An 18,998-nucleotide genomic window follows, 5' to 3' on the forward strand; every position below is an offset into this window, starting at 1 on the left:
GGGCTAACTAGGTTTTATTGTTCCGTTTCAGGAGATAAGTATTTATAAAATAGAGCAGAATAAATCCGGCAAAGATCAGCAGACCATTTCTGCCGGCCTCTTTATCACTAAAATAGATGCTGAAGCCTACAAAAGAATAGGCGGCAATAAAAATCAATGGCAGCAGCGGATAAAATTTCATACTGTAAATGGTGTTCTTGTCCAGATGGGCAGTTTTTCTCCTTAGAAAAAAGATCGTTGCCGCAGAGCTGGCCATCCCGATACAGTCTAAAAATATAGTGTAATTTAAAATCTTATCGAAGGTTTGTGCGTAGAACAGCGTGAAAATAGAAATCACAGAAAATACGCTGAGACTTACAAACATCACGTCATTTTTCTTGCTCTTTTTACTAAAGACGGCAGGTAAAGCGCGCTCTTCGCCCATGGCAAACATCACCCTTGGGTTGCTCAGTAAATTCACATTGACATAGCCCAATACAGAAAAATAAACCAGGCAGGATAGGATGGTGAAACCCATTGGGCCGAATAATTTTCCGGCAAGGATGGCGGCAATACTTTCAGCAGTTTTCAATTGCTCAAATCCGATGACCTTTACATAAGCATAATTGATGGACATATACAGCAGAATAATAATGGCAAGACCGATCATGATAGCGCGGGGAATCACTTTGCTGGGTTCTTTAGTTTCGCCTCCGAAGTTGATGCTTTGCTGGTAGCCGCCAAAAGTAAAGGAGATTGCAATCAGGCACACGCCAAGTGCCTTCCCATAATCCATCCAGTTGGGCGCAACACCGGTGATCGTTTTAAATTCCGGTAAGCTATTGCTGATATTTGCGGCCCCAGGACCGGTAAAGATGGCGCAGATTAAGATCAGTACCATACCTATTTTCACCATAGATAACACATTCTGTGTCTTCGAGCTCACTTTTAAACCGAATAAATTGAGCAGGTAAAACAAGAAAATGGTCACTGCAGCAATCACAATCCTATAAAATTCCGTTTGCAGTTCCAGGGGAAGAATGATCTTACTAAAATATTCAGCACCAATGAGGGAAACGCCGGCAACAGAAGCTGCATTGGAAACTACAATGATACAATTGATGGCAAAGGCAATAGAAGGATGGTAAAAAGCAGAGAAAATCTTGTAATAACCGCCGGTAACGGGAAATCTGGAACCGATTTCGGCATAAGTCAGTGCACCGCAAAGCGCAACAAGTCCGCCAATGACCCATGCAGAGAAAAATAACTCCGGAACCTGTGCTGCTGCAGCCACATTTACTGGCGTCCGGAAGATGCCCATCCCGATCACTAAACTAATCACAATCATAGATAAGTCGAAGAGGGAGAGCTGTTTCTTCTCAGGCATAAGGGATTTGTTTTATTCCTTGAATATACGCGAAAATGTGTATTTGTTGAAACTTTGATGTTGATTCCCCAGCATATTACCTTAAATTTGTAATTCTACTCAAATTACATCATGGCTGAACCGAATTATAACGAAGATAGTATACGCTCCCTCGATTGGAAGGAACACATCAGACTGCGTCCCGGTATGTATATCGGTAAACTTGGAGATGGTTCTGCTCAGGATGACGGGATTTATGTATTGCTGAAGGAGATCGTCGACAACTCAATTGATGAGTTTGTGATGGGTGCCGGACGAACCATAGAAATTACCGTTTCTGATCAGAAAGTAAACGTCCGCGATTATGGCAGGGGAATCCCATTGGGTAAAGTGATTGATTGTGTGTCGAAAATCAATACCGGTGGTAAGTACGATAGCAATGCCTTTCAGAAATCTGTAGGTCTGAATGGCGTCGGTACCAAGGCCGTAAATGCTTTGTCCAATAATTTCGTGGTACAATCTTACCGTGACAATAAAACCAAAAAAGTAGAGTTTTCAAAAGGAGAGATCACCCTGGAGAATCCAGTCATTGATACTACACAGCGCAATGGTACTGCGATTACGTTCTATCCTGACGAAACGATTTTCAGAAACTACCATTACATCAGTGATTTTGTGGAAAGCATGATCTGGAACTATGTGTTCCTGAATGCCGGATTAACCATCAACTTCAACGGACAAAAATATTTATCTGAACGTGGACTTTACGACTTGCTGCACAAACACGCAGGAGCGGAAACGATTCGCTATCCGATCATTCACCTGAAAGGGAATGATATTGAGATTGCTATGACCCACGGCCAGCAATATGGAGAAGATTACCACTCTTTTGTAAACGGTCAGCATACTACTCAGGGAGGAACGCATCAGGCGGCATTCCGTGAGGCAGTAGTGAAAACCGTACGAGAGTTTTATAAAAAAGAATATGATGCTGCGGATATCAGGGCTTCCATTATTGCTGCGATTTCGATCAGGGTACAGGAGCCGGTTTTTGAATCTCAGACAAAGACTAAATTGGGTTCCCAGAATATGGGGCCAGATGGACCTTCAGTAAGAACGTTTATCAATGATTTCGTAAAGAAAGAATTAGACGATTACCTGCATAAACATACCGATGTAGCAGATGCTTTATTGAAAAGAATCTTACAGTCGGAAAGAGAACGTAAAGACATTGCCGGAATTAAAAAACTGGCCAACGATAGGGCTAAAAAAGCCTCCCTGCACAATAAAAAACTGAGAGATTGTAAGGTGCATTTCAACAGCACACATGAGAAAAGGTACGAAACTACCCTGTTCATTACTGAGGGAGATTCGGCTTCAGGATCGATCACCAAGTCGAGAGATGTGGATTGCCAGGCCGTATTCAGTCTGAAAGGAAAACCTTTAAACTGCTATGAGCTGACCAAGAAAGTAGTTTATGAAAACGAAGAGTTCAACTTGCTGCAGCATGCTTTAAATATTGAAGATGGCCTGGATGGCTTACATTATAACAATATTGTCATCGCTACCGATGCCGACGTAGATGGGATGCACATCAGGTTACTGATGATGACTTTCTTTCTGCAGTTCTTCCCGGATTTAGTGCGCTCAGGACACGTTTATATCCTGCAAACACCTTTATTCCGCGTTCGTAATAAGAAAGAGACGATTTATTGCTATAGCGATGATGAGCGTAAAGCGGCCATTACCAAGCTGGGCAATAAACCGGAAATTACCCGATTTAAAGGACTGGGAGAGATCTCACCAGATGAGTTTGGTTTGTTCATCGGAAAAGACATTCGTTTAGACCCAGTGATCCTGAAAGACCAAACGATTAAAAGCCTACTGGAATACTATATGGGCAAAAATACCCCAGACAGACAGCGTCATATCATCAAGAACCTGAGAATTGAAAAAGATACTTTGGAAGATATAGTCGCTCCGGCAGATCGCTCAAAGGCAGCTGCTGCATTAAAGGAAGCTGATGATGAAACCACAGATGAAGAAATGATCGCAGAATCTGCTTAATATAAGTTTCCGTAAATAAAAAAATGGCCGGTGAATCATTAGATCTACGGGCCTTTTTTTTTATTTACAAAAAAAGAATAGGGGTTAAACTATCCCTTCTTTAAATGAACCGTATCTTCCGGGTGCTGCGGAGGCAAGGCAGTCACTTCTTTTTCTACGACAACGACTTTAGTATGTACCGCATACTTGCTGGGTTTAATTCCAACGCTATATTTTTCCGCATAGGCCTGTGTAAATTCAGCTCCAAAATAAAGGATAATCGCTGTATAATAGATCCATAATAAGATCACGATGATTGATCCTGCGGCACCAAATGCAGAGGCTGGATTTCCATATTCTATATAAATACCAATCACATATTTACCAATACCAAAGAGTAAGGCGGTAAATAGCGCACCAATAATTGCGGGTTTCCATTTCAGTTCTACATCTGGCAATACCTTAAATATGATCGTGAAAATACTGGTCACCACGGTTAGCGTAACCGCATTGGTAACAATCAGCATCATCAGTTCGGAAACTTCTTCAAAGCTGATGTAAGCCGCAATCTTATGTCCCAGACCCACCACCACACTATTGACGACTAAAGAAACGAGCATTAAAAAACCTAAAGAGGCAATCAGTGAAAAAGAAAGCAGTCTATTCACAATGAGTTTTTTCCATCCTTTTTTAGGAACTGCTTTTACCTTCCAGATCAGGTTGATGCTATCTTGAATCTCAATGAAAACCGCAGTAGCACCAATGATTAAAGTGCCAATTCCGATGATCAATCCTAATGTACTCTTTCCGCTATAATTTGCATTGTTCACAAAGCTTCTCAGTTGATTGGCGGCATCTTTACCTACCATATCCCCAATTTCAGCAAAGAACTTTTCTCTCGGGTTGATGGTACTGATATCTGCAGTATCTCCTAAAAATAAGCTGGCCGCAGAAAGTACAATGATGATCAGTGGCGTTAAGGAAAATATGGTGTAATAAGCAAGAGCAGCGCTTAATTTCATTACGCGATCCTCCATAAAGCCTTTCCCGGCGGCAATAAATAGGTGCCCTGTGGCCTTAAGGAAGTCGAAAGTTTTCTTGATAAAATTCATGCTGCTGTTAGAATGGGTAACCAATACCCAGGTTAAAAGTTAAGTTTTGTTTTCTCCAGGTACTGCTGCCAAAATCGATGTCCTTGATCACCCATGCCGGTCCGGTAGGTAAATCAGGTCTCCTGATAGGGAAGGCAAGGTCCAAACGGATCACAAAGAAAGAAGCATCTACTCTTAAGCCCGCACCTGTTCCTACCGCCATCTGATTTAAGAAACTGTTAAATTTAAATTGCCCGCCGGGTCTGTCCGGATCATTTTTCCTCAGCCAGATATTACCTGCATCAATAAATGCCGCGCCATAAAGCATACTCACAATTTTGAAGCGAAGTTCAGAATTCAGCATGATTTTAATGTCACCTCCCTGATCTCTGAATTTTAATGTATCAGACACCTGAAATGTGCCAGGGCCCAATAACCTTGACCCAAAGGCGCGGATGTCACTGCTTCCCCCGGCAAAAAACTGACGAACGAAAGGGAGTGCCTTGCTATTTCCATACGCATAGCCCATACCTAAATTTAAACGATTGGCCCAGGTTACTTTTTTGTTGACCTTGTAATAGTTTCTTAAATCACCTTCCAGCCTGATAAATTGAGAAAGTGCGGTACCAAATATAGATTTTTGTCCTTGATCGTCTTTAGGGGCAAATAAGCCAAATAGAGTACCTGAGGTTTCTAGGTCAGCAGAGAAATAAATGTTGTTTCTTTTACTTTGATTTACCTGATCGTTATAGGTGAAATTATAGTTTAGGCCTATGATAAACTGGTTCTCTAAGCTGCTTCTTAACGAAGGACTGCTGGCAAATATCGTGGTATCTTTTACATTGGACCTCACATAATTAATCGAGATCGGGTTGAAAATGTGCTCCTTGTAAATGTTCTCTTTCCAGTCGTAACCAAACTCTCCTTTAATTGCATTTAAGCTGTAATCTTTTCTGTTTAGAATCTGATAAGAGGTTAGAATATTTGTTTTTGGAATGAATGCATTGGTACTATTGAACTTGAAAAATGGCAGCAGGAAACGTGGGAAGATCAACTTCGCCTGTCCAGTTAGGGAATAGGAGTTACCTTGTGCTTGCTGCGATCCCCTGATTTGCTGTTCAAAACCACCGCTGGCACTGATTTCCAACTGTTCAGCACCACGAAACACATTCCTGGTCGTTTGAGTAATCTTCACTTCTGAACCTACAAAGTTGTTCGACTTACTGGTTCCTATTACCTGGAAGGAAAGGGAATTTTTCTTTAAGGGTGTCAAATAAAAATTCACGTCCAGCTGGTTGTTTTTAAAGCTGTCTACAGGCAAAAAGTCTGCTTTTACCACCTTAAATGTACCAATATTTACCATCCTGTTTAAGGACTGATTATGGTCCTGACGGTTATACAATTCTCCTTTGTTAAAAAATACAAGGCGATCAAATACACCCAATTTAAAGGTATTCCTTGGGTCTTTAATGATGAAATCTTTATAAAGTACCGGTTTGCTGGCCCGGATTAAAGAATCAAATCTTAAGGAGTAATTAGGGTAAATGGTGATGTCATTAATGGTATAAGGTTTCAATGCTGCAGTTGGAGTAATCTCTTTTACTTTTAAAAAGATATTTACATGGTGCTTGCCAATTGTACTGTCTACCTGAAGAATCAGGTAATCTGGATTAAAGTAAAAATAACCACTTTGCTTCAGGTCATCATCAATACGCTCGCGCTCCGCTTTGAACACCTCAAAGTCGTAGAAATTACCTGGTTTAAGTAAACTTTTTGAAGCATTTGTGCGGATGATCGCGGCAATTCCTGAGCTGTCGGTTGGAAAATTGACCTTATTGATTTGATATCTATCACCTGTTTCAGCAGTATAAACTGCTTTAGCTCTTCTGTTTTTTACGATGGTATCTCCGGTTACTGTAGCTTGTAAATACCCTTGGCTAATTAAATAGCTAGTCAGCACAGCATTGTTATAAGGAATCTTAACCTGGCTTTGCAAAATAGGTGGTTCCCCAACTTTATTACGCAGCCAATAGCGAATACCTTTTTGCTTTTTGGGTTCTCCGGCCAGGTTATAGATGTATAACTTTATTTTCAATCCTAAGAATGATTTGTTAGGACGTGGTCTGGTTTTAGCCTCTAGAACGCCCTTCACATCTTTCTCCTCAGAAATCTTTCCTGATGAATCTGGGTTGATCCTTACCGTCGCACCTGTATATAAGTTCTGTCCAGCCGGCAGGTATTTAATATTGCTGCAGGCAGAAAATACCAGGCAAAGACTCATAAAAAATAAAGGTCTAATTCGCTTTCTCATTTTTGGGCTTCTGTTCTTTTTTAATCGTTCTTCTGTCTTTAAATCTTCTAAAGATCTCACTGAATTTATTGTAATCTACTACCAATGCAAAACCTAAACCGGTTTCTATGATCTGACCTTCAATAATACCTTCCGTTTGGTTCCTTCTGTAGGCACGTAGGCGGTAACGTCCGTCCTTAGATAGTAAATATTCTATGTTAACGTTTCCAGCAATGTTGCTGGCATTTTCATTATTCTGACCAGAACCTCCTTCTAATCCAAAAGAACTTCCTACTGTTACCGTCAGTCTGTCGTCTAAAAGTTTTTTGGATAACCCAATTTCCAACTCCGTACGGTTTTCTAATTTTCCGGTAGAATAATCCTCCGAAGTATTCAGTCCGAAGTTCACATCTACTCCTTTAATCAGATCAGAAGCCAGGTTGTTCAATTGCTGTGTCAATAGCTTGCTCACACTTTGACGAGCATAATTCGCCACAAGTCCATTTCCGCTTCCTGCTAAACTTTGGAAAGGATTATCTGCAACAAAGCGTTCCAGTGCCAGTAAAGCAAATACCTGTTTGTTCAATTCACTCTCATTGGCATTTACCTGTTGTAATTTGGTGTATACCTGGCCTCCAATAATTCCGCGTTCATTTTCCGGTAAGTCCAACTTGAAGTTGATGATTGGTTTCATAATTTCCCCGGTGATCATCAGGTATACCTGGAATGGGAATTTTTGTTTGGATTGAGTTCTTGTCGCATCACTCACCTGATCTGCGATCAGGTCAATAGCAGGGGCATTTACCTCATACAATGCGGTGATGTCCACGTTTGCGGATGTTGGCTCACCAGTCCAAACAATACTGCTGCCTTGCTGGATTTTAAATTCTCTGGTTGCCAGACCGCCAACAGAAAGTTTGTATGATCCATCACTCAACTCATACCTTCCAGTCATACTGATCTTGCCACTTGGATCCATGGTCGCATTTAAAGTACCTTCTCCTTTTACCTTCAACATATCGCCATTTGAAGGGTCAACGACTACGTTAAACTCAGCTTCTTTATCCATTTCTATATCTACACTCAGATTTATACCTTGGATTGGTGCTTTATTGAGGCTGTCCGCTGCACTTGATAATGCCATTTTACCATTAAATGGTGGTGCACTCTCATCTATAAACTGAACTACGCCTTCCTGATCTATAACAGAAGGATCTGAACTTGGCATGGCAAAGAAGAATTTGGTTCCTTTGTTAACGGACATCGCGATAGTGATCTGTGGCTGATTTAGATCTCCCCGTATTTTAAAGGCTCGGGTGCTGACAAATACTTTACCATAAATCATGTCATTATCGGCTTCCGTTGAATTCATCAGCCTGAAATTATCGGCAGAAATGTCTAATCCAAAACGAAAGTCGGTATAGGTTTTTGTATACACCATTCCATTCACTTTTAGCGACTGATTTAAGGAATCCAATACTGTAAAATTGTTGAACTTAATCCCTTCCTCATTGAAGCTGATGGTTTCATTTGGCATTCTGAAATACGAATTCACGTAGGTAGCAGTAAATGCAGCCTGGTTAAATTTCACTTCACCACGGATGACAGGTGATGTTAAAGCACCTTTAACTGACATTTCCCCGCTGATCGTTCCAGAGCCATTTTTAATCTGACCCATAGAAACACTTTCCAGCTGTTTCAGGTCTATCTTATCGACATGTAACGTTAAATCTAAAGCACTTTCAGGCGCAGTATAGTAGAAGCCATTAGCCCTAAGTTCATGAACGCCAGATAAGGATATATTCGTTTCAAATGCATTTTCTGTATTGTTATTGACAGCCAGGCGTAAAGTTCCTAGCTGGTCTTTCTGATAACGCAGTTGATCAATAGTCAGGTTAGCTTCAAACTTCGGTGTGCCCATCAGGTCTTTTGCATCTACCGTACCATTGATTGAACCACCAACTAAAGAACTATCCTGTTCTGCAAACTGAGTTAATGTCTCGATTTTGAAATCTTTGAACAACACTTTTAATGGCGCATTAGGCTCATTACTCACACTGTTTACACTCAAGAGTTGGTTATTTCTGCTGATGTCAAAATTCCTGGCTAGGATGCCGGATTGTCCAAACTGAATGTAATTGTCTGCTGCCACCACCCATTTCTGGTAGTTCAACAGTAGTTTTTGTGGATCCAGACTAAATCGGAAATCTTTATTGATCGATTGGAAAGTACCGCCCAGCAGGTATTTATCTTTCAGCTTGCTGTCTCTTAAATAAATGTTAACGCCTAAGTTATTGTTCACTGCATCTCCGCTAACCTCTGTATTGTAGAGATTAATCGATGAGCTTTGCAGGCTTTTTACCGTCAGCTTATAATTGATTTTCTGGTTTGTATTGTCAATGCTCAATTTGGTGCTGTCTACCTTGTAATCACCATAAACTACATGAGGAACCCAGGCTTTCATCGCTAAACTGTCTTTCTTTGTATCCAGCAATCCGTAGATATAGGAAGGGGAGAAGGTGGTTAGCGAAGGCACAAAATTCTGTATAAATTTAGGGTTGTAAATTTTAGCGAAGAAGCGAATCCGCTGATCAGGAATCTGTTTTACTTCTCCAAATTGATAGTATTTATTAATTTGATTGGTAACAGCTGTAGCCAGATTCGTTAATTGATACTTTCCGTCTATGCGGGCGCTCATCAGCTCTGATTTTAAGGTCAGCAAGCTTTTTTCTGCAGTGGTTTCTGCGTGAAGCTGAATGGTGTCCACGTTGAATTTTGTGCCCTCTTTTACCACTTGTAAGCCTTTGATAAAGAGGTCGCCATTCAGGTAATCGACATCCGCAGTGCTCAAGTCTGCATCTATTGTTCCTGCAACTTTAAATTCCGTCGGACTAAAGTTCAACGCTTTAAGGTCTACCTGCGTCAAGTCTATTTTTGCTTTTACGGCAGGATATTTACCAGCTATATTTACAGCGGCAGTTAGGTTGAAGTTCAGGTTACTGTCGGCCATATTGCTTTTCAGGTTTAACTTCTGCTGCACATATGTACCGTTCAAACTCAGGTTTCTGTAAGTGTATTTGTTATAAACAGCACTCAGCACTTGTCCATTGATCTTAACTGCGGCAGTTTTTGGATCTAAGCCGGTCCCATTGATATGCGCTTTAACAGTGATTCTACCCAGCTGTGCTTGTTGTTTTAACAGCTTTCCAACATTGAAATTGTTCAGGTTGATATCAGCGGTATATTGTTCTTTTCCTTTCGGCCCTTTCATGTTTGCCAGTAATTTGGCGGATCCCATATCCGTATTGATATTAAAGCCAGTATTAAAATTGGTTAAGGAACCGGTAAATTTACCATTGGCCTGAATCGTATTTGGAAGTTCTATATTGGTTGGCAATGTTCCTTTAGGGATCACCACCATCAGGTCTTGTTTGGTCATTGAAAACTGCTTAATGTTCAAGTCTGCATACAGCTTGTTCATGTCCGGCAAACCTCTGACTTTACCATTGACGTCGATTTTGGTGTTTTTTAAACCACTGGCCTGGAAACGTAGGATGTTCAGGTTATTTAGATAACCATTTAAACTGCCATCGATCTTTAACTTTTCATTTCTATAAGCAGCAGGAACTGCATCAGAGAAATAAACGGCATCCTTCAAACCTATAATAGAGTTTTTAACCACCAGGTTAATTTTTACCCTTTCCGGATGTTTGGTCAGATCATCCATTGAGGTGTACGTCAATGAAGTGGCATTTTCAACGGAAGTATTCGGTGTTTTTAAGATAAAGTTTTTAACGTAAATCGCTTTGTCAGTATAAGAAACATCACCTTGAAGTCTCGACAGCTGGAAGCCACTTTTCTCTTTCATAAACCCTTTTTTGACCTTCACCTTGATGCCCTCTGGATTGTAACTTAAACCCTCGGCGATCAGATCCAGATCCCGGATTTTTAGATGGCCCAAGTCCATGCCTTTAGTTGGCTTGGCACTAAGGTCGTCATACTGTATGTTGTTTTTTGAAAGGTTTAGCTTGCTTAAAAGTAATGAAATCGGAGCTGATTCAGCTGGAACTACGGCGCCCTTTTCGGCTGTTCTGGATTTATCAGCAGCACCTGATTTTTCAGTGGTTACGTTTTTTGCGGTTGCCCCGGATTTCCCTGTGGATGATGCTTTTGAAGGTGCTGCAGGTTTAAACGCAAACAACACATCAGAATTGTTTAACGTCGCCTCTTCTAACTGGTAATTGCTTTTCGTTAAATCTGCCATCAGTTTATTAATCGAGAATTCTTTCAGGTTTACTTTTGCCTTCATCTGTGTAGCGGAGGCTTTATAATCTACCGTAGAATTGTTGATTTTTCCAGTGGCAACGTTATATTTATTATGGGTCAGATCGGCAATTAACTGCGTCAATACCACCTCATTCAAGTTTACATCCGCACTCATCTGCGACACCTGGTCGTCAAAATTGATCTTCACATTATTAAAGCCAAAATCCTGGATCTCCACTAAAGGAAGCTTTCCTGATTCCGTTTTTGCCGTATCTATACTTTGTTCCAGGTGTGCTTTCAATACTGTAAGCGGTTTCCGCTGTGCGTATTTTAAATCGGTATTTTTTAGGGAAAGGGATTTGATCACATAGCGCTGCTGATCCATATCAAAATCCTTAATGTCGGTTTTAAATTCACCAAGATTAAGTTTCATCTCATTTCCTGCCACATCATCACGGTAAACAATTCCAATATCTTCCAGGCTGATTTTGCTGACCGAAAATTTTAGGGTAGAGGTCGTGTCTTTTTCCACCTGATCTTCCGGTTTATTCTGATCAGACATGAATGCGTCTACTAAAAAGGAGAAATTGAATGTGGTATCCGGATTAACTCTGGTCACATTTGCCCTGATTTTTTCTAAGGAAATATTATTGATCTCTACTTTATTGTTTAATATTTTGAACAGATTGAGGTCGACAGCCAATTTCTGCGCGTACAGTAAAGTGTCACCTTTTCGGTCTTCCAGGTAAAACTTATTCAGCACAATGTCCTTCGGAAAGGCAATATGAATGCTTTCCAGACGAACTTCGGTCTTGGTCTTGTTTTTTAAATAACTGATCGCCTGATCTTTTACGAAGTTTTGGACAGCAGGAATGTTTAGTGAAATCGCAAGCAGAACCACTAGCAAAATGAGGCTGGCGATAATCCATAGTACGACTTTAAGACTTTTACGTATATATTTATTCAATTGACTTAAATTGATAGTTTGTAGTATTATTGGTTAACTAAAACCATGCCACCGGACAGGTTTTGGAGCGATATTTCTATAAGTACAATCAATATAATAAAATTGTTTATGAAGTCTGCTAAAATTTGATGTTCAGTATAATTTCGAAATTTGTATGTTTAGCCCATGGAAGAAAGAAACTTCACAATCAGCTACCAGTCATTTCAGGGACTGGAAGCATTAAACGAAAAAGATCAGGCATTGTGCTTAAAGGCCGAAGAAGCCTTGAAAACCTCATATTCTCCGTATTCCGGATTCAAAGTAGGAACAGCTATACAGTTAAAAGGTGGGAGAGTGGTACTGGGCAGTAACCAGGAAAATGTAGCTTATCCTTCAGGATTATGCGCGGAAAGAGTGGCCTTATTTGCAATCGGTTCAGAAGATCCGAATGCAGTGATTGAAAGTATGGCAATTACCGCAAAAACTGATAACTTTGTCATTGAAAAACCGGTGACTTGCTGTGGCGGCTGTTTACAGGTCATGGCAGAGTTTGAACAAAAGCAAAATCAAGAAATTGAAGTCTTGTTCTATTGCATCAACGGGGAAATTTTAAAAGTTAAAGGGGTAAAAAATCTGATGCCTTTCGCATTTGTAGAATCGCGGCTTTCAGTATAATTCAATCCTTATATTTACAGCATACAATCCATTCTTGATGAGCGACGAAATAGAAAAAAACATAAACGAAGAAAGCAAACACACTGTAATTCCTATCAATGGACTTTATGAAAATTGGTTCCTGGATTATGCTTCTTATGTGATCCTAGATCGGGCCGTACCACACATTAATGACGGTTTGAAGCCAGTTCAGCGACGTATTTTACACTCTCTGAAAGAGATGGACGACGGCCGTTTCAATAAAGCCGCAAACGTGATCGGGAATACGATGAAGTATCACCCGCACGGGGATGCTTCGATTGGTGATGCCATGGTTCAGATCGGGCAAAAAGACCTGCTGATCGATTGCCAGGGTAACTGGGGTGATCCAATTACCGGCGACAGCGCTGCGGCGCCTCGTTATATCGAAGCCCGCCTCTCCAAATTTGCCAATGAAGTGGTCTTCAATGGAGATACGACCGTATGGCAATTGAGTTATGATGGCCGTAACAATGAACCCGTTACTTTACCTGTAAAGTTCCCTCTGCTATTGGCACAAGGAGCAGAAGGTATTGCTGTTGGTTTGGCGACGAAGGTCATGCCTCACAATTTTATCGAATTGCTGGAAGCTTCCATTGAAGTTTTAAGAGGGCAGCGCCCAAATATATTACCAGATTTCTTTACCGGAGGAATGGCCGATTTTTCTGCCTATAATGAAGGTATGCGTGGTGGTAAAGTACGGGTAAGAGCCAAAATCACAGAAAAAGATAAGAAAACTTTAGTCATCACAGAGATTCCTTTCAGCACCACTACCGGTTCTGTAATTGATAGTATCCTCTCTGCAAATGATAAAGGAAAGATCAAAATCAAAAAGATTGAGGACAATACTGCCGCGCATGTGGAGATTGTGGTACAGCTTGCCCCTGGTATCTCACCAGATGTGACCATTGATGCACTCTATGCCTTTACTTCCTGCGAAGTCTCGATCTCTCCAAATACCTGTATCATTAAAGGAGATAAACCTCATTTCCTGAGTGTAAACGATATTCTAATTGAGAATTCACAAAACACAAAGGCTTTACTGAAACTGGAATTAGAAATTAAATTAAACGAACTTCAGGAGAAGATTTTCTTTAGCTCATTGCTCAAAATCTTTATTCAGGAGGGAATGTATAAAAATGCGGAGTATGAGAACTCCACTAACTTTGATACGGTAGTAGAGGTGTTGAACAGGCTGTTCGAACCTTTTACACCAAAGTTGTACAGGGTGATCCTGCCGGAAGATTTCAAAAAGCTGATCGATAAACCGATGAGCAGCATCACGCGCTTCGATGTGAAGAAAGCGGATGATCAGATGCAGGCCCTGGCGGATGAGATCAAAGTAGTGAAAAATCACCTGCGCCATTTAACAGATTATGCCATTGCCTGGTTCCAGAGATTACTGGATAAATATGGCAAAGGAAGAGAAAGAAAAACAGAAATCCGTTTATTCGATAGGGTAGAAGCTTCTAAAGTGGCTTTGGCCAATGTGAAACTGTACCTGAACAGAGAAGACGGTTTCATTGGTACCGGTTTGCGTAAAGATGAGTTTGTAGCCGATTGTTCGGATATCGATGAAGTGATCGTGTTCAGGGAAGATGGAAAATGTATCATTACCAAGGTAGCGGATAAAACATTTGTGGGTAAAGGAATTCTGCATGCACAGGTATTTAAGAAAGGTGATGAACGGACGATTTATAACCTGATCTATAAAGATGGAGCAAGTGGCATTTCTTACGTGAAACGATTCGCTGTAGTCGGCATTACCCGTGATAAAGAATACGACCTGACCAAAGGCAGTAAAGGGTCTAAAGTACTTTATTTTACGCCTAATCCTAACGGAGAAGCGGAAATCGTCACGGTGATGTTAAAACCGCATACGAAATTAAAAAAACTGCAGTTCGACCTGGATTTTGCGGAAATCGCGATCAAAGGACGTGGCTCACAAGGAAATATTGTTTCTAAATATCCAATCAAAAAGGTCTTGCTGAAAAGTAAGGGTGTTTCTACCTTATCTGGATTGAAAATCTGGTATGACGAACTATTGAGAAGATTAAATGTGGACGGCAGAGGTAAATACCTGGGTGAATTTGACGGAGATGATAAAATCCTGCAGGTGCATAAAGATGGCTGGTATGAGCTGAGTACTTTTGATTTGACCAATCACTTTGATGCTGATTTGATCCTGATTCAAAAGTATGATCCTGAAAAACCATTTACGGTAGTTCAATATGAAGGTAAAGCGAAGAACCATTTCGTGAAACGCTTTGTTTTCGAACCGATTGCAGTAGGTAAAAAACTCAGCCTGATCTCTGAAGAAAATGGCTCAAAGTTCCTTTACCTGACCAGTAATCCTGAAGCAATGCTGAAGGTAGATGTGTTGAAAGGTAAAACACAAACGCCGGAGACCCTGGAAATCCTGCTTTCTGAATTTATTGACCTGAAAGGAATCCGTGCAAATGGAAATCGTTTAACACAGCATGATGTTCAGCATATCGAAATCTTCAACCATGAAGAAGAAGAATTAGAAGAACTAGGAAAAGCGGATACCATTACAGAGGAAGAATCGGAGGATACAGCCTCAGCAAATGAAAGCGGAACTGCTGTGGAAAACAATGGGGAAAGTGAAGATGAAGATGAAGATGAAGATGAAGATGGTGAAAAGGATGCTGACGATCAGGATGGTGATGATGAACCCACACCACCTAGTCCGGAAACTCCAGTACAGGCTGAGGAAATTGCAGTAACACCTGAAAAGGCAAGCGCAGCAGCCGAAAACGGACCTGCAGTAGAAAACATAACAGCAGCAGTTCCAATAAAAGAAACAAAGCCGAAAACTAAAAAGGTGGCATTGGAAGAAAATACCTCAGCAGCTCCTGTTGTGGAGAAACTGTTGGTAAAAGAAGATATTGCACATTCAAATGTGGATAACTCTGTGGATAAGGCTGTGGAGAATAAAGAAAAGCCAGTGCAGAAGAAGCCTTTTAATTCCCCTGAAAAAGAGGTTCTTAAGTCTGCCTCTGAGGCTGTGGAAAAACCGAAGCAGGCAGTGGCGCCAGTTGAGGAGAAATCAGCAGCTGCTCAGGAAAACACAGGAGCAGCACCAGCAGAAACAGAGAAGCCTAAGAAAGCATGGAATGCTAAGAAAGTTCCTTTAGAGATCACGAATAGAGATCAGCTGGATTTGTTTTAAATCCTTTTGAGCGGTTTGGACTGATCAAAAAATCATCAATAAAATGAGCCCATAAAGTATATAACTTTATGGGCTCATCTTTTTATAAGTGATTGTGCTTTATTTTTGTCGGGCTTGCTGCATCGGATTGCCGCCTGTAGAGCTGCCTCTAGGGGCTTGCTGCTGCTTGAAAAGCTCAAACCTGGAAGGCTGTGCTTTTCTTGGCCAGGAGTTGTTATTCTCGTCTATATCGGCCGTTTCACGATAGGGGTCAAGCTGAATGGAGGTAACTTCCTTGTCTTTTGCAAATACCTTGGTTACCTGATTTTCATTCTTTCTCCAGATATAGGCAGGAATGCGGTCAAGCTCCTTGCTGCCATCTTTAAAAGTCCATTCAATAATAATTGGCATCACTAGTCCACCTTCATTAGAAAACGATAATTCATAAAAGTTCTTTTTGCTTTCATATAGTTTTTTCTCCTCCGCAGATAATGAACCGTAGTATTTTTGGAACTGTTCATCTGCAGTTTTGCTGACTTCAAAACGGTCAAATTTATTATAAAAATCCATTAAGCTCGTGTCCTGTTCTACCGCGAATTTTACACCCTCTTTTCTGTTTCTGACTCTGCTGATGTTTTCATTGTTTTTTTCATAGGACTTTTGGTCTTCTTTATTTTCTAACGCCTGTTTCTTGCTGTCCATACGGTAATAACGGACCTCATTTAAGGCAATGTCAACAGGATCTGTTCCAAAAAACCAGCCTCTCCAGAACCAATCCAGGTCTACCGCAGAAGCATCTTCCATCGTGCGGAACAAATCAGCCGGTGTAGGGTGTTTAAAAGCCCATCTTTTCGCGTATTCTTTAAAGGCATAGTCGAAGAGCTCCCTGCCCATAACCGTCTCTCTGAGGATATTTAATGCGGTTGCCGGTTTCGCATAGGCATTCGGCCCAAAGTTGATGATGTTTTCAGAATTGGTCATGATGGGCTCCAGCTGATCTTTAGGCATTTTCATATAATCAACGATTTTATGTGCCGGACCACGCTGTGATGGATAATTGTTGTCCCATTCCTGTTCCGCCAGATACTGGCAAAAAGTATTCAATCCTTCGTCCATCCATGACCATTGGCGCTCGTCTGAATTTACAATCATTGGAAAGAAATTGTGTCCAACTTCATGGATAATTACCCCGATCATGCCATATTTTGTCGATTCTGTATAGGTGCCATCTTTTTCCGCGCGACCGTGGTTGAAACAGATCATCGGGTATTCCATACCATTAGCTGCCTCCACAGAAATCGCCACCGGGTAAGGATAAGGGATGGTATGTTTTGAATATACTTTTAAGGTATGGTCAATTACTTTAGTTGAGTACTTGCTGTAAAGCGGATAAGCTTCGGGACCATAATACGACATCGACATGATCTTTTTACCATTGATGGTGGTAGCCATCGCATCCCAGATTAATCTGCGGGAAGATACCCAGGCAAAATCCCTGACGTTTTCGGCTACATAAGTCCATGTTTTTGTGCTGGTTGCTTTTTTAGCTAAAGCAGATTTTGCCTCCTTCAGGTCTACAATTTCTACCGGAGATTTTGCAGTTTGAGCAGTATTCCATCGTTTTAAACTGCTGCTGCTGAGTACTTGTGCGTAATTCTGGCATTCGCCTGTGGCACCCAGCACATGGTCGGCAGGAACAGTCATGTGTACTTTATAGTTTCCAAATACCAATGCAAATTCTCCTCTTCCTTCGAATTGTTTGTTCTGCCAGCCCTGGTAATCGGAGTAAACCGCCATTCTTGGGAACCATTGGGTGATGGTGAAAAGATAATTGTCATCTTCGGGGAAGTATTCATAACCACCTCTGCCATGAACAGTCATCCTGTTGGAAATGTTATAAGTCCAGGAGATCTTTAATTTGTATTTCCCTTTAGGCTGAAGCACTGCCGGAAGGTCAATCCTCATCATGGTATTATTGATGGTATAAGGAAGTTTAGTCCCTTTTTCATCGGTCACACTGATAATTTTTACGCCCAGGTCATTCGGACTGTTGATGATGCCTGCCAGATCTTCGAAATTCATTTGATTGCTGATTTTGCTGGTTTCCGTCAGCTTGTTATCGCTGGTAGATTTATGTTCATTTTCATCCAGCTGCACCCATAAATAGCTGAGCGGATCAGGGGAATTGTTGTAATAAGTAATAGATTCTGAACCTTTCAGGCGTAGATTTTTCTCATCCAGTTCCGCATTGATTTCATAATCGGCACGTTGCTGCCAATAGGCTGGTCCTGGAGCTCCGGAAGCGGAGCGGTAAGAATTTGGGTCAGAAATGATGGTTCCCAACTGTTCAAACTTGTTGCCGTGATTGGATCCGGGATTGTTCAGATATTGTGCAGTGCTGTTGAAACCGATAACAAGTAAAGCAATCAGCAGTAAATTTCTTTTCATTAGTTATTCTTGAGGTGGTGGTTTGATTAAAATTGGTGCTGTGGTAAAATATTCTTGCCGATTTAAAAGGCAGCGGAAAAACGTTCAGCAGCCATGATCAAAGAGATACCAAATATAGCAGATGAAACAAAGAAAGTCCAGTCCCAGCGTTTAATTTTAAATACGCCAATAAGGATCGTGGAAAATAAAAGAATTCCGATGACAATGATCACCTGACCGAATTCCAATCCAAGGTTAAAAGCCAAAAGCTCAGGTACAATATTGCTGCTTTTCCCAAGTAAACTTTTCAGGTAATTGGAGAAGCCCAGGCCATGGATGAGGCCGAAAAATAAAGCCAGCAGGTATTTGAAATTTGTTCCTCCTTTTTTTTGTCTTTTGTTTAAAATATTGCCAGCCGCTGTGATCAGGATAGTCACAGGAATCAGGAATTCAATCAATGGCGTGTGCAGACTGATGACTTTAAAAACGCTTAAAGCGAGGGTGATACTATGCCCAATGGTAAAAGCAGTCACCAGAATCAGGACTTTCTTCCAGTCGCTGAGGGTATAGGTAACGCAAAGTACCACTACAAAAAGGATATGGTCGTATCCTTGCCAGTCTAAAATGTGTTGCCAGCCTAACTGGAAATAAAGCCAAAAATCTTGCATTGTGAATTGAATTCGTAATTTCGAATTAATTATACACACATTTTTTTAATTTCA

General features: G+C 40.9%; 8 protein-coding genes and 1 pseudogene. 3 read left to right on the forward strand and 6 right to left on the reverse strand.

Annotated features, from left to right (window positions below):
- Positions 1–7: 7 nt before the first annotated feature.
- Entirely contained in the window at positions 8–1,366 is a 1,359-nt protein-coding gene (locus AQ505_RS04145; RefSeq protein WP_062547008.1) for an APC family permease, read from the reverse strand.
- A gap of 111 nt (positions 1,367–1,477) precedes the next feature.
- Here AQ505_RS04145 and AQ505_RS04150 point away from each other — a divergent pair, with 111 nt between their 5' ends.
- The gene (locus tag AQ505_RS04150) at positions 1,478–3,412 is read left to right on the forward strand and encodes a DNA topoisomerase IV subunit B (RefSeq protein ID WP_062547009.1); all 1,935 of its coding nucleotides are present in this window, start codon (positions 1,478–1,480) and stop codon (positions 3,410–3,412) included.
- Positions 3,413–3,501: 89 nt separating this feature from the next.
- On the opposite strand, the gene AQ505_RS04155 is transcribed toward AQ505_RS04150, so the two are convergent.
- Genes AQ505_RS04155 through AQ505_RS04165 form a run of 3 tightly spaced genes read right to left on the reverse strand, consistent with a single transcriptional unit; the run spans position 3,502 to position 12,005 of the window.
- On the reverse strand, positions 3,502–4,503 hold the full coding sequence (locus AQ505_RS04155; RefSeq protein ID WP_062547010.1) for a YihY/virulence factor BrkB family protein: 1,002 nt from the start codon (positions 4,501–4,503) through the stop codon (positions 3,502–3,504).
- 7 nt (positions 4,504–4,510) lie between these two features.
- Positions 4,511–6,793 (reverse strand): translocation and assembly module lipoprotein TamL, encoded by a 2,283-nt coding sequence (gene tamL / locus AQ505_RS04160; protein ID WP_062547011.1) that lies wholly within the window; start codon positions 6,791–6,793, stop codon positions 4,511–4,513.
- Positions 6,777–12,005 carry a translocation/assembly module TamB domain-containing protein gene (locus AQ505_RS04165; RefSeq protein ID WP_062547012.1) on the reverse strand — a complete coding sequence of 1,743 codons (5,229 nt, stop codon included), beginning with the start codon at positions 12,003–12,005 and terminating at the stop codon, positions 6,777–6,779. Before AQ505_RS04165 ends, tamL begins: the two co-directional genes overlap by 17 nt.
- Positions 12,006–12,170: 165 nt before the next feature.
- Here AQ505_RS04165 and AQ505_RS04170 point away from each other — a divergent pair, with 165 nt between their 5' ends.
- Positions 12,171–12,659: a cytidine deaminase gene (locus AQ505_RS04170; RefSeq protein ID WP_062547013.1), complete on the forward strand. Its 489-nt coding sequence runs from the start codon at positions 12,171–12,173 to the stop codon at positions 12,657–12,659.
- Positions 12,660–12,696: 37 nt separating this feature from the next.
- Positions 12,697–15,309, forward strand: a pseudogene (locus AQ505_RS04175) (DNA gyrase/topoisomerase IV subunit A); the annotation flags it as partial.
- A 660-nt stretch (positions 15,310–15,969) separates the two neighbouring features.
- On the opposite strand, the gene AQ505_RS04180 reads toward AQ505_RS04175, so the two are convergent.
- Entirely contained in the window at positions 15,970–18,297 is a 2,328-nt protein-coding gene (locus AQ505_RS04180) for a M1 family metallopeptidase (RefSeq protein ID WP_062547014.1), read from the reverse strand.
- Positions 18,298–18,359: 62 nt separating this feature from the next.
- Complete coding sequence (locus AQ505_RS04185; protein WP_062547015.1) at positions 18,360–18,944, reverse strand: HupE/UreJ family protein; 585 nt, start codon at positions 18,942–18,944, stop codon at positions 18,360–18,362.
- Between the last annotated feature and the right edge of the window lie 54 nt (positions 18,945–18,998).

The organism is Pedobacter sp. PACM 27299, from assembly GCF_001412655.1.
Taxonomy (GTDB): domain Bacteria; phylum Bacteroidota; class Bacteroidia; order Sphingobacteriales; family Sphingobacteriaceae; genus Pedobacter.